The organism is Cryobacterium sp. Hz7, from assembly GCF_004402815.1.
Taxonomy (GTDB): domain Bacteria; phylum Actinomycetota; class Actinomycetes; order Actinomycetales; family Microbacteriaceae; genus Cryobacterium; species Cryobacterium sandaracinum.
The window spans coordinates 78,320-90,939 of sequence record NZ_SOFB01000014.1; the positions used below are offsets into that span (position 1 = coordinate 78,320).

At 67.7% G+C, this 12,620-nt stretch carries 10 protein-coding genes; 3 read left to right on the forward strand and 7 right to left on the reverse strand.

Features of this window, described 5'->3' with window-relative positions:
• Positions 1 to 12: 12 nt before the first annotated feature.
• The 3 genes from eno to E3N86_RS03665 form a co-directional block, all read right to left on the reverse strand.
• The gene (gene eno / locus E3N86_RS03655; RefSeq protein ID WP_104170826.1) at positions 13 to 1,293 is read right to left on the reverse strand and encodes a phosphopyruvate hydratase; all 1,281 of its coding nucleotides are present in this window, start codon (positions 1,291 to 1,293) and stop codon (positions 13 to 15) included.
• Positions 1,294 to 1,399: 106 nt separating this feature from the next.
• A complete protein-coding gene (gene hisS / locus E3N86_RS03660; protein WP_134374530.1) occupies positions 1,400 to 2,656 on the reverse strand; it encodes a histidine--tRNA ligase in 1,257 nt (418 codons plus the stop codon).
• Between the two features lie 388 nt (positions 2,657 to 3,044).
• Entirely contained in the window at positions 3,045 to 3,788 is a 744-nt protein-coding gene (locus tag E3N86_RS03665; protein WP_134511345.1) for a MazG family protein, read from the reverse strand.
• A gap of 88 nt (positions 3,789 to 3,876) precedes the next feature.
• Between E3N86_RS03665 and E3N86_RS16710 the strand changes: the two genes are divergently transcribed.
• Positions 3,877 to 4,047 carry a hypothetical protein gene (locus tag E3N86_RS16710; RefSeq protein WP_158250261.1) on the forward strand — a complete coding sequence of 57 codons (171 nt, stop codon included), beginning with the start codon at positions 3,877 to 3,879 and terminating at the stop codon, positions 4,045 to 4,047.
• 183 nt (positions 4,048 to 4,230) lie between these two features.
• Here E3N86_RS16710 and mfd read toward each other — a convergent pair whose 3' ends face one another.
• The 3 genes from mfd to E3N86_RS03680 are packed head-to-tail and all read right to left on the reverse strand — an operon-like array spanning position 4,231 to position 9,141.
• A complete protein-coding gene (gene mfd / locus E3N86_RS03670; RefSeq protein WP_134343485.1) occupies positions 4,231 to 7,857 on the reverse strand; it encodes a transcription-repair coupling factor in 3,627 nt (1,208 codons plus the stop codon).
• 52 nt (positions 7,858 to 7,909) lie between these two features.
• The gene (pth, locus tag E3N86_RS03675; RefSeq protein ID WP_134511346.1) at positions 7,910 to 8,491 is read right to left on the reverse strand and encodes an aminoacyl-tRNA hydrolase; all 582 of its coding nucleotides are present in this window, start codon (positions 8,489 to 8,491) and stop codon (positions 7,910 to 7,912) included.
• A 38-nt stretch (positions 8,492 to 8,529) separates the two neighbouring features.
• A complete protein-coding gene (locus E3N86_RS03680) occupies positions 8,530 to 9,141 on the reverse strand; it encodes a 50S ribosomal protein L25/general stress protein Ctc (RefSeq protein WP_134343487.1) in 612 nt (203 codons plus the stop codon).
• A 393-nt stretch (positions 9,142 to 9,534) separates the two neighbouring features.
• On the opposite strand from E3N86_RS03680, the gene gndA reads away from it, so the two are divergent.
• Positions 9,535 to 10,938 (forward strand): NADP-dependent phosphogluconate dehydrogenase, encoded by a 1,404-nt coding sequence (gene gndA / locus E3N86_RS03685; protein ID WP_241977432.1) that lies wholly within the window; start codon positions 9,535 to 9,537, stop codon positions 10,936 to 10,938.
• 122 nt (positions 10,939 to 11,060) lie between these two features.
• Here gndA and E3N86_RS03690 read toward each other — a convergent pair whose 3' ends face one another.
• Positions 11,061 to 12,020: a hypothetical protein gene (locus E3N86_RS03690; RefSeq protein WP_134343489.1), complete on the reverse strand. Its 960-nt coding sequence runs from the start codon at positions 12,018 to 12,020 to the stop codon at positions 11,061 to 11,063.
• A gap of 224 nt (positions 12,021 to 12,244) precedes the next feature.
• Between E3N86_RS03690 and E3N86_RS03695 the strand changes: the two genes are divergently transcribed.
• Positions 12,245 to 12,613, forward strand: a complete 369-nt coding sequence (locus E3N86_RS03695) for a hypothetical protein (RefSeq protein WP_104195394.1) — start codon at positions 12,245 to 12,247, stop codon at positions 12,611 to 12,613.
• Positions 12,614 to 12,620 lie beyond the last annotated feature (7 nt).

Here is a 12,620-nt window from a genome sequence, read left to right on the forward strand (position 1 = left end):
GCTCCAGTCGAACTACGCCTTGAAGCGCGGGAAGGCAGAGCGGCCCGCGTACACGGCGGCCTCGCCCAGCTCTTCCTCGATGCGGAGCAGCTGGTTGTACTTCGCGACGCGCTCGCTGCGGGCGGGTGCTCCGGTCTTGATCTGGCCGGCATCCGTCGCAACCGCGAGGTCGGCGATGAAGGTGTCCTCGGTCTCACCGGAGCGGTGCGAGATGACGGCGGTGTAACCGGCGCGCTGCGCGAGGGACACCGCGTCAAGCGTCTCGGTCAGGGTGCCGATCTGGTTGACCTTGACCAGGATGGAGTTCGCGGTGCCGAGGGCCAGGCCCTTGGCAAGGCGCACCGGGTTGGTCACGAAGAGGTCGTCGCCGACGATCTGGACCTTGTCTCCGAGCTCGGCGGTGAGGTGAACGTAGCCGTCCCAGTCGTCTTCCTCGAGCGGGTCTTCGATCGAGACGAGCGGGTAGGCCGCAACGAGCTCGACGTAGTACGCGGACAGCTCCAGGGCGGTGAGTTCCTTGCCCTCGAAGTGGTAGACGCCGTCCTTGTAGAACTCGGAGGCGGCGCAGTCGAGCGCCAGACCGATGTCCTTGCCGGGCGTGTAGCCGGCGTTCTGGATGGCTTCGACGATGAGGTCGAGAGCGGCACGGTTGCTCGGCAGGTTGGGGGCGAAGCCACCCTCGTCGCCGAGGCCGGTAGAGAGGCCCTTGGACTTGAGCAGCGCCTTGAGGGCGTGGTAGGTCTCGGTGCCCCAGCGGAGGCCCTCGGCGAAGGACTCGGCTCCGAGTGGGACGACCATGAATTCCTGAATGTCCACGTCGTTGTCGGCGTGGGAGCCTCCGTTGATGATGTTCATCATCGGGACCGGAAGGGTGTGTGCGTTCGGGCCACCGAGGTAGCGGAACAGCGGCAGGCCGGCCGAGGTCGCGGCGGCCTTGGCGACGGCCAGGCTGACGCCGAGGATAGCGTTGGCGCCGACGCGGTGCTTGTTGTCGGTTCCGTCGGTCTCGTTCAGGACGGCGTCGATGATGCGCTGGTCAGCGGCGTCGAGGTCCTCGACTGCCGGGCCGAGCTCGTCGATGACAGCGTCAACGGCCTTGCGGACGCCCTTGCCCAGATAACGTGACTTGTCGCCGTCGTGCAGCTCGTAAGCCTCGAACGCACCGGTGGATGCGCCGGACGGAACGGCGGCACGGCTGACCGAACCGTCATCAAGCAATACCTCGACCTCAACGGTCGGGTTGCCTCTGGAGTCAAGAATCTCGCGCGCTACTACTGCCTCAATGAGAGCCACAGCTATCTCCTGTTTCCTATATTTTTTTAATTGTTGGGGTGTTGGTCTGAAGGAATCGAGGAAGACAGCGCCGTGTTCCAATCCCATAACAGTCTAGCGACTGGCCTCAGCCGCCGAGGGGACGGAAATCGAGTTCGCCCGCGCCGGAGGCATCCGCCCCGACGAACGCGTAGCGCCCGTAACCGGCTCCGGCCGCGCGTTCAAGCAGCGCCTTGACGTTCTTGGTGCGCTGTTCGAGCCGCACCCGGAGGCCCTGTTCGACCAGTGTTCGCTTGAGCGCCACGAGCCGGGCCGGGTCTGTTCCCTTGTCGTACACCAGTACAACGGCGTTCTCAGCGGATGCCGCATCCACGCCCAACAGGTCGACGATGCGCTCGAACCCGATCGAGAACCCGCAGGCCGGCACCTCGGTGCCGAGGAAGCGGCCGATCATGCCGTCGTACCGGCCGCCGCCGCCGAGGGAGTAGCCGAGATCGGGGTGTGAGATCTCGAAGATGGTGCCGGTGTAGTAGCCCATCCCGCGCACGAGGGTCGGGTCGAACACGAGCCGAACCTCGGGCATCGCGGCGCGCAGCGCGAGCAGGTCGGCGAAGGCGTCCGTGTTGAGCCAGGCCGGCGGCGTCGGCTCGGCGGCCGTCCAGCCGGCATCGGCGATCTGGGTCAGGGTATCGGCCACGCCGTCGGTGGCGATGCCCAGGCCGGCGAGCTCCGTGACAACCCCGTCGACGCCGATCTTGTCGAGTTTGTCGATCACGATCAGCGCGCGTTCGTTCAGCTCGGGAGCCACGCTCCAATGGGCGAGCAGGGCGGTCAGGATGCGGCGGTCGTTGACGCGGATAGAGCACCCGGTCAGGCCGAGGGCGTCGAGCGCGGCGGCGGTCGCGGTGATCAGCTCAATCTCGGCAAGCAGGCCGGACTCGCCGATGATGTCGATGTCGCACTGCACGAACTGCCGGTAGCGGCCCTTCTGCGGACGCTCCGCCCGCCAGACCGGCGCGATCTGGATGGACCGGAACACCGTCGGAAGTTCCGCCCGGTGAGTCGCGTAGAACCGGGCGAGCGGAACGGTGAGGTCGAACCGCAGGCCCAGGTCGGCCAGCCCGAGCAAGTCGCCGGATGCGGCGGCGGCCGCGGCATCCGTCGGCTTCAACCCACGCTTCAGCACGGCGAAGGCGAGTTTCTCGTTGTCGCCGCCGAGCCCGGAGTGCAGCCGGGCCGCGTCTTCCATCACCGGGGTCTCGATCTCGTCGAAGCCGTGCGCCGCGAAGCTTCGCCGGATCACGGCCAGTGCGTGTTCCCGGGACGCCTTGTCGGCGGGGAGGAAGTCGCGCATGCCGCGGGGAGGGGTCACTGGTGTTGCCATAGCCCCAATTGTGTCAGTTCGGGTCGGCCCGTCGATTTCCGCCGGGACGCCCGACACGGTCTCTCATGCGATGTAGTGCAAGATGTCGAAGTGGTTGTCACCGGCGCCCTGGCGATGGTCAGGAGGGTGGACATCCAGGCCACTTCCTCGGCCTGCGCTGTGACCTGCTTCTCCTGGGCCAGCGCCAGGGCGATGCGAAGCAGACGGCGATGGCGCTGAACTGCTGCGAGGCATCGAATTCGTCACCGATCTGAGCGGACAGAAGACCATTGACGGATGTCTGGCTCATGGTTGGACTGTTCCGCCACCGCCCTGTCGGCACCGCCGCGTGGCCTCAGCGCAGGCCTTCGCGCAAGCCTCAGCCGGGCAGGCCTCAGCCGGGCAGGCCTCAGCCGGGCAGGCCGATGATGCCGGCGTCGGAAACGTCGCCGGCATCCGTCGTCTCGGCCTCGCGGATCTCTTCCTGCAGACCGCGGAGGGCCGTGCGCAGGGCACGTTCGGAGTCGAGCCCCTGACTCTTGGCCGCAGACACGATGGCCAGCAGCAGCGGGCCGAGCTGGCCCTCGGTCTCGATCGGAAGCGGGAACGCGGCCTCGGTGCCGAGCAGCCCGATCTTCTGGGCTCGGCCGAGCACCTTGTCGGCGAGCGCGAGGGCCGGCATGCCCTGCGGGATCCCGTCGAGCACGCTCGTGCGGGAGGGCTTCTCCGCAGCCTTGAAGTCGTCCCAAGCGAGGGCCACGTCGTCGGCCGTTTCCAGGTTCAGGTCGCCAAAGACATGCGGATGCCGCCCCACCATTTTCGCGGTCATATGCGCGGCGACATCGTGGATGTCGAAGTCTTCGCCCGCGGTGTGCGCCGCGAGGTCGGCGTGGAAGACCACCTGGTAGAGCACGTCGCCGAGCTCCTCGAGCATCTCGTCGCGGCTGCCCGACTCGATCGCCTCGATCAGCTCGTGCGTCTCTTCGGTCAGGTACTGCACCAGAGACTCGTGGGTCTGTTCTGCGTCCCACGGGCATCCGCCCGGTGCACGCAGGAGAGCCACCACGCGCACGAGTTCGTCGAGATTGGAGGCGGATGCCGAGGCGGATGCCGGGGCGGATGCCGGGGCGGTGGGATTCTCTGTAGGGGACACGTGACAACACTAATCGCCCGGAATTGACGGAGTCTGCGGGGCCTGATCCGTCCCGTGAGGAGCCCCAGTCCCGGTCTATGCCGGCGCCATGATTTTCACGGAGGTGCCGCTGCCAGGCATCGGGATGCGGCGGGAGCTCACGGTGGCCGGCGAGCGCCGGGTAGGCGACCCAGTGTTCATCGTGGGTACCCGGAGCCGTTTGCGGGCCGCCGCCGCGATCCTGCGCCCGATGCCTGGCAGCGGCGCACCGGAGACCTGAGTGGAGTATCCGGCGTCGTACCAATTCGACGGAGATTTTCTCGAAAGAGCGCACTCTAGGTGTGTTTACGTCCGATTTGGACAGAATCTCCGTCGAATTCGTTCGGGACGGAACCGCTGAAAGACGGGTCGGACCCACGGCCACTCGTCAAGCGATCGCGACGGGCCACCCGGCCGCGGCGGGCTACGCGACCGCGACGACGGGACGCGGGAAGAGAGCGTCGAGTAGGTTGCCGGCCCAGGCGATCAGCGCCGCATCCCCAAGCGGTTCCCCGTTGATGCGCGGCATGGGCACGGTCAGCGCACCGTTCTGGGTGAAGTAGCGCGACCCGGGGTACATGCGCTGCAGGCGCACCTGCATCGAGTCGGCGAGGTTCGCCGGCGACACGCGCAGGTTCGAACCCATCGCGACGACCTCGCCGAGACTGGCCTGCTGGGCCAGCCACCGCAGCCGGGAGACCAGGATGAGGTTCTGCACCGGCTGGGGCGGCTCGCCGTAGCGATCGGTGAGTTCGTCGAGGACCAGGTCGATCTGGTCCTTCGCGGCCGTCGGCGAGCTTGCGGCGGACAGCTTCTGGTAGGCCTCGAGGCGCAACCGCTCGCTGTCGACGTAGTCTTCGGGGATGTGGGCGTCGACGGGCAGTTCGAGCCGCAGCTCCGTCTGGCCCTCCGCGACGTCGCCGCGGAAGGCGCTCACGGCCTCGCCGATCATGCGCAGGTAAAGGTCGAAGCCGACCCCGGCGATGTGCCCGGCCTGCTCGCCGCCGAGCAGGTTGCCCGCGCCGCGGATTTCGAGGTCCTTCAACGCCACCTGCATGCCGGCGCCCAGTTCGTTGTTCGCGGCGATGGTCGACAGCCGGTCGTGGGCGATCTCAGTCAACGGTTTGTTCTCGTCGTAGAGGAAATAGGCGTAGGCGCGCTCCCGGCCGCGGCCGACCCTCCCCCGCAGCTGATGCAACTGGCTGAGCCCGAACTTGTCGGCGCGGTCGATAATGATCGTGTTCGCGTTGGCGATGTCCAGGCCGGTTTCGATGATCGTCGTCGAGACCAGCACATCGAATTTGCGCTCCCAGAAGTCCACGACGACCTGTTCCAGCTGTGCCTCCGGCAACTGGCCGTGCGCCACGGCGATCCGTGCCTCCGGCACGAGCTCGGCCAGCTTCGCGGCCACCCGGTTGATGCTGGACACCCGGTTGTGCACGACGAAGATCTGGCCCTCCCGCAGCAGCTCCCGCCGGATGGCCGCGGCCACCTGACGGTCGGAGTACGGTCCGACGAAGGTGAGGATCGGGTGCCGGTCCTCCGGCGGGGTGGCCAGGGTGGACATCTCCCGGATGCCGGTGACCGCCATCTCCAGCGTGCGCGGGATGGGCGTGGCGCTCATCGCGAGGATATCCACGTTGGTCTTGAGCTTCTTCAGCGCATCCTTGTGCTCCACGCCGAAGCGCTGCTCTTCGTCGATGATCACGAGGCCCAGGTCCTTGAACACGATGGAGTCCGACAGCAGCCGGTGGGTGCCGATCACGAGGTCGACGGTGCCGTCGAGCATGCCCGCCATGGTTTCGCGGGATTCCTTCTCGGTCTGGAATCGACTGAGCGCGCGCAGGTGCACCGGGAATCCGGCGAAGCGCTCCTGGAACGTCTCCATGTGCTGGCGCACGAGCAGGGTCGTCGGCACCAGCATGACGACCTGCTTGCCGTCCTGGATCGCCTTGAAGGCGGCGCGCACGGCCACCTCGGTCTTGCCGAACCCGACGTCGCCGGAGAGCAGCCGGTCCATCGGGATGGGCCGTTCCATGTCGGCCTTGACCTCGTCGATGGTGGTGAGCTGGTCGGGCGTCTCGGCGAACGGGAACGCCTCCTCCAACTCGCGCTGCCAGGGGGTGTCCGGCCCGAACGCGTGGCCCTTGCTGGCCATCCGTGCGGAGTAGAGCTTGACGAGTTCGACGGCGATGTCCCGCACGGCACGACGCGCCTTGGTCTTCGCGGCCGACCAGTCGCTGCCGCCCATTTTGCTGAGCGTCGGCGCCTCCCCGCCGACGTAGCGGCTGACCAGGTCGAGCTGGTCGGTGGGCACGTAGAGCTTGTCACCCGGGTGCCCGCGCTTCGACGGCGCGTATTCGAGCACGAGGTATTCACGCTTGGTCTTGACCGGGTTGCGCCCGCCACTGGAGACCTCACGCTGGGTGAGCTCGATGAACCGGCCGATGCCGTGGGTCTGGTGCACGACGTGGTCGCCGGCCTTCAGCTGCAGCGGGTCGACGACGTTCTTGCGCCGGCTGGCCAGCTTCTTCACCTGGCGCGCGTCGTAGCCCACGGTGCGGCCGTAGAATTCGGACTCGCTGACCAGGGAGAATTTCGTCTCCGGCAGTTCGAAACCGTGGTCGACGGATGCTTTCAGCAGGTAGGCGATACCGGCCTCGGGTCGGCTCGGCCATTCCGTGACGATCCGGGCGGGCAGCTCCCGCTCGGCCAGAACGTCGGCGGCGCGTTCGACCAGCCCGGCACCCTGGGCGACGATGCCGACGGTCCAGCCGGCCTTCAGCCGCTCGGCCAGGTGACCGACGGCGCCCTCGACGCTGCCCTGGAAGCTCGGCACGGCGTCGCCCTCGACCCGCACCGTGAGCAGGTCGTCGAGTTCCCGGTGCTCGGGCAGCACCGGGGCATCCGTCGGCGCCGCCTGGAAGGAGCTCAGGGTCCACCACACGTGCGCGGACGCCGGGGCGCCGGGTGCACTGAACTGCACGGCCTCCCGCAGCCGCCCGAGGGTGAGGAAGTCGCCCGACTCCAGGTCGATCGGCGCCTCGGCGCCCGCGGTCGCGGCGCTCCACGCCGCGCCCAGGAACTCCCGGTTGGTCTCGGCCAGGCTGATCGCCCGGGATGCGACGCGCTCGGGCGAGATGACGGCGACGGCCGCCTCCGCGGGCAGATAGTGGGTGATCGGCACGAGCCGGTCGACGAGAGCAGGTGCGAGGCTCTCCATGCCCTCGACCGGGATGCCCTCGGCGATCTTCGCGAGCAGGCCGGACAGGCTCGGGAACTCGTGCTGCATCTCACGGGCCCGCTGCCGAACGGCGGGACTGAGCAGCAGCTCGCGGCTCGGCGGCAGGCTCACCGAGTCGACCGGGGCAGGAAAGGAGCGCTGGTCCGCGACCGAGAACGCGCGGATCTGCTCGACCTCGTCCCCGAAGAACTCCACCCGGAAAGGGTGCGGGGCGATCGACGGGAAGACGTCGAGGATGCCGCCGCGCACCGCGAACTCACCGCGCCGCGTGACCATGTCCACCCGGGCATAGGCAACGTTGACGAGCTCACGTGCGATGGCGGAGAGGTCGTGACCACGTTGGCCGGCGACCAGGTCGATCGGCTCGTAGTCGGTGAGGTTGTCGGCCACAGGCTGCAGCGCGGCGCGCACGGAGGCGATGACGATCAGGGGGCGTCGGGCGGCCGGGGCGCTCTCCTCCCACTCGCGCATCCGTCGCAGGGCGAAGAGGCGCTTGCCGACGATTTCGGCGCTGGGGCTGAGCCGCTCATGCGGCAGCGTCTCCCAGGCCGGGAAGTCGATGATCTCGGCGTCGGCGGCGAAGCAAGCAAGGTTCTCGTGCAGCGATTCCGACTCCCGCCCGGTGGCGGTGATCAGCAGCAGGGCCGGGGCCTTGCCCAGCCGGGTGCGCTGCTCGAGCAGGGCGGCGAGCAGCGGGGCGCGAAGCCCCTCGGTGAGAGAGAAATCGACGTTCCGGTTCGCGAAGGCGAGGGCATTGTCGAATGTGGAGGCGCGCGAAAGTGTGGCAATTAAGCCCTGGAGAGTCACCGGAGCATTCTACGCAACCCAGCTGACAGCCAACCCGGGCGATCAAGGGGAATCAGGGGGCGTGGAACTGCTGCTGCGCGGCAGTGACGCCCTCGGCTGCGATGAGTTCGATCGCGTCGGCGGCATCCGTCAACAGGTTGGGCAAAGCCGAACGTTCCGGGGACGTGAAGTCGTGCAGCACGAAGTCCGCGGCCGGCTGCCGGCCAGGCGGGCGCCCGATGCCGACGCGGATGCGGATGAACTCGTTCGTACCCGCTGCGGCGATGATGTCGCGCAGGCCGTTGTGGCCGCCGTGGCCGCCGCCGACCTTGATTTTCATCGTGTCGAACGGGAGGTCAAGGTCGTCGTGGATGACGATCAGGTGCGCGGGCTCCAGCGAGTAGAAGCGAAGCAGCGCGGCCACCGGCCCGCCGGACACGTTCATGAACGTGTTCGGCTTGGCCAGCACCAGTTTCGGCCCCCCGGGGAAACTGCGCCCCTCGGCGACCGACGAATTCGTTTTGTGGTTCCTGAAAGCCGCCGACAGGCGGTCGGCGAGCACGGCAGCCACCATGTGGCCGACATTGTGTCGGTGACCGGCGTAGTCGGGCCCGGGGTTGCCGAGCCCGACTACGAGCCAAAGATTGTCGTCCAGGGGAATCCTCCGCTTACGACGAAACCAGAAGGGGATGACTACTCGGCGGGAGCGGCCTCGGCGTCGCCCTCGGCGGCCTCGGCCTCTTCTTCCTCTTCCTCTTCTTCCTCGGCCGGCAGGTGCACGAACGCGACGACGGCGTCTTCGTCGGAGATGAGCGTGGCGCCCGTGGGGAGCACGACGTCCTTCGCGCGGATCTGGTCGCCGTCTTCGAGGCCCTCGATGGAGACCGGAAGGTTCTGCGGGATGCTGGTGGCCTCGACCTCGAGCAGGAGGGTCTTGGTGTCCAGGTCGGCGATGGTGCCGGGGGCCGACTCGCCGTTCAGGTGCACGGAAACCTCGACCTGAACCTTCTCACCCTTTCGGATGACGATCAGGTCGAGGTGCTCGATGATCTGGAGGAACGGGTCCTTCTGGACGTCCTTGACCAGGGTCAGGTGGCTCTTGCCGTCGATGTCCAGCTCGAGGACTGCGTTCGCGCGGCGCAGCAGCAGGCCGATCTGGTGCGCGGGGAGCGCGACGTGAACCGGGGTGGTGCCGTGGCCGTACATGACGGCGGGGATCTTGCCCAGCACGCGCAGCTTGCGGGCAGCACCCTTGCCGAACTTCACGCGCAGGTCGGCGACAATCTTGTTGGTGGCGTCAGCCATGGTGTTTCTCCTTGCGGACCGCTACGGCCCAGATCTGGTTTGCGGACGATGCCCGCAAAGGTGGGTACTGGTTCATTTTTCAACTCGAACGCGTGTCAGCGTGAGGAAAGGCCGTGAAGCATTCCGCCGCGTCGATAACGGATGCCGCACCCTCGGTTTCCCGGCGGGCGGCAGCCCTCGCCGAAGTTCAACTCGTAAGTCTAGCGGAGGCGACGGCGCGCGGCGAACGCGCGCAGCGGCATCCGTCACCGGCGCCGCCCGCGTCACTCCACGTCACGGCCATGGGCCGAGCGACTAGCCTTGAAGGAGTTCTGAGAACAGATAGCTGAAGGAGCAAACGTGGCCGAAACCGGCGCAGCACAGGCAAACATTGGCGTAGTGGGACTGGCGGTGATGGGCTCGAACCTCGCCCGCAACCTGGCCAGCCGTGCGGGCAACACCGTGGCGGTGTTCAACCGCTCCCCCGAGCGCACCCGCCTGCTCACGACCGAGCACCCCGAGGCCGGCTTCGTCGCCTCAGAGACCATCGAGGAGTTCGTGGCGTCGCTGCAGAAGCCGCGTACCGCGATCATCATGGTGCAGGCCGGTGCGGGCACGGATGCCGTGATCAGCCGACTGACCACCCTGTTCGAGCCCGGCGACATCATCGTGGACGGTGGCAACGCCGACTTCCAGGACACCATCCGCCGCGAGAAAGAGGTGCGCGCCACGGGCGTGAACTTCGTCGGGGCCGGCATCTCCGGCGGCGAAGAGGGTGCCCTCAAGGGCCCCAGCATTATGCCCGGCGGCTCGGTGGAGGCCTACAAGACCCTCGGCCCGATCCTCGAATCGATCGCAGCCGTCGTCGACGGCGTCCCCTGCGTCACTCACATCGGCACGGATGGCGCCGGTCACTTCGTCAAGATGATCCACAACGGCATCGAATACGCCGACATGCAGCTCATCGCGGAGGCCTACGACCTGCTCCGCAAGGTGACCGGGCACTCCCCCGCCGCCATCGCCGATGTGTTCACCGAGTGGAACGAGGGTGACCTCGAGAGCTACCTGATCGAGATCACCGCCGAGGTGCTGCGCCAGGTCGACGCCAAGACCGGCCTGCCATTCATCGATGTCGTGCTCGACGAGGCCGGCTCGAAGGGCACCGGCGTGTGGACCGTGCAGAACGCGCTCGACCTGGGCGTGCCCGTCGGCGGCATCGCCGAGGCCGTCTTCGCCCGCGCCGTGTCCAGCCATCCGGAGCAGCGCGTCCCCGTGCGCGCCGCCATCACCGCGCGCCCGGAAATCGCCGTCGTCGGCCACACCTTCCAAGACGACGTGCGCCAGGCGCTCTACGCGTCGAAAGTCGTTGCCTATGCCCAGGGCTTTGACGCGATCATCGCCGGTGCGAAGAAGTACGGCTGGACCGTGGACAAGGGCGCCATCGCCACGATCTGGCGCGGCGGCTGCATCATCCGGGCCCAGTTCCTGAACCGCATCGTCGACGCCTACGCCAACGACCCGTCGATCGCCTCCCTGCTCGCCGACCCGTACTTCGCCCAGGCCGTCGCCGACGGCGAGTCGGCGTGGCGCCGCGTGGTCTCGACGGCGGCACTGTCGGGCATCCCGGTTCCCGGCTTCGCGTCGGCGCTCAGCTACTTCGACTCGCTCGCGAGTGAACGGCTCCCCGCCGCACTCGTGCAGGGCCAGCGCGACTTCTTCGGCGCGCACACCTATAAGCGCGTCGACATGCCCGGAACCTTCCATACCCTGTGGTCGGGGGACCGCAGCGAGATCAAGACCGAGGGCTCCTCGCACTAGAGCCGCTCCTCCGGTGGCGCAACTGTTGCCGGATCGGACGAGTGTTGCCCGCACACCGGCAACAGTTGTCCGCTCCGGCAACAGTTTTATGCGCTGGCAACACCTGTGTGTCAGCCGGCAGATTATCGGAGGACCGGGAGGCCTGCGGTTGTGAGGATGCGCAAGAGCGACCCGCGCTGGCGCACATCGGAGGGACCCCAGCGGGCCATGCGATTGCCTTCCGAGCGGAGGTCATCCTCGCGCACCTTCTCCCGGGTGACCGCCTCCCCGGGCGTGAGTCCCCGGAGATACTCCGCCTTCAGGTATTTGCCCTGCCCGTCGAACTCCCCGATCAGACGATAGGCCGGCCACTCGAAGTCGGTGAAATAGAAGCCGCCGCGAGGGTTGCGATGGCACGTCTGCAGCAGGGGATCGGGGAAGCCCAGCTCGAAGATCGCCACACGACTGAGCGATTCACCCGGGTTGTCCGCATTGGGCCGTCCGAAGCGGATGGCCCGTTCCGCCTTCACCCACCCCCGGGGCGACACCGACTCCTGGAGTTTCTCGCGCAGCACCTCGTCCGTCAGGAAGACCTCCGGGGATGCACTTCGCGGATTGAGGGCATGATCGATCGCGACGACGGCTGTGGCGAAACTCCTGGTGCGCGCCAGGTCGAGCAGGGTGCGCGCGGGACTGGTCACGAGCATCCCGTCGATGTCGACGATGTCACCGTCGGGAACGTCGATGCGGTGGACCGTCACGCCATTCTTGCTCCGCGCCCGGGACTGCGGTGGTGCGAGCACGTGCACCGTGCTCGGCCAGGCCTCGGCCAGGGGAATCCCCCACACGGCCGCCGCCGATTGATGGCTGATCAGAGGGTCGCGCATTCGCGTGGCGACGACCGCGCGGATCTCGGCGAGGTGCCTCTGTCGCGGTGGGAGCGGCCCCCAGTGTTCCGTCGTGGTGAAGACACCGCGGCGTAGCCGTAGTGCACTCCTCCCGAACTGCGCCTCGCGCCGAAAGTGCCGGTCGTCTGACTCTGTGGCGGCGGCCCCGCCCGAGAGGTACAGTCCGGTGTGCTCGTCGATTCGCGCGTCAGCCATCTGCCGAGGTTCGCGGTGTGAAGCGGGTACGGTGCCGCTCCCCCGTGTTCCGTGGGGCCCGCGCGGCCCGGGGAGCCTGGGGAGGGGTGGCCGCGTCGCTCCCGGCGGAACAAACGTTGCCGCAGCGGACGACTGTTGCCCGCACACCGGCAACAGTCGTCCGCTGGGGCAACTGTTGGGGAGGTTCAGCACGAAGCAGCCTTGTTTGCGATACTGGGAGCCTGATGACGAGCGACGACCACCCCGAACTCTCCGGTTACGAGCCGCTGGATGCCGGCCGGCCCCTGCGCAGTCCGCGCACCCTCCTGATCATGCGCATCGTCGTCGTGCTCGGGCTCGTGGCGCTGATCGTGCCCGGCATCCTGACGAGCGTGCAGGTGGCAACGACCACGGCCGCCAATGCGTGCAGCGTGGCCACGGCTCGGTACTATCCGGGCGCCGTCGACTTCGACGCCCGCTTCGAGCTGAACGGTCCGGGCGGCTTCGGCTGGCAGTGCTACGCGATCGATCTGAACGAGCGCGAGACGTATGTCGTGCCGCTCGGCATCATTCCCTCGGCGCCCCGGGCGCCCAGCACCGAGATGCCGGTGTAGACCCGGT

Coding starts and splice junctions, on each gene's coding strand:
- E3N86_RS03680 (WP_134343487.1), bottom strand. CDS start 9,141: ATGGCTGACGCCACCAACAAGATTGTCGCCGACCTGCGCGTGAAGTTC.
- E3N86_RS03690 (WP_134343489.1), bottom strand. CDS start 12,020: ATGGCTGACGCGCGAATCGACGAGCACACCGGACTGTACCTCTCGGGC.
- gndA (WP_241977432.1), top strand. CDS start 9,535: ATGGGCTCGAACCTCGCCCGCAACCTGGCCAGCCGTGCGGGCAACACC.
- E3N86_RS16710 (WP_158250261.1), top strand. CDS start 3,877: ATGATTTTCACGGAGGTGCCGCTGCCAGGCATCGGGATGCGGCGGGAG.
- hisS (WP_134374530.1), bottom strand. CDS start 2,656: ATGGCAACACCAGTGACCCCTCCCCGCGGCATGCGCGACTTCCTCCCC.
- E3N86_RS03695 (WP_104195394.1), top strand. CDS start 12,245: ATGACGAGCGACGACCACCCCGAACTCTCCGGTTACGAGCCGCTGGAT.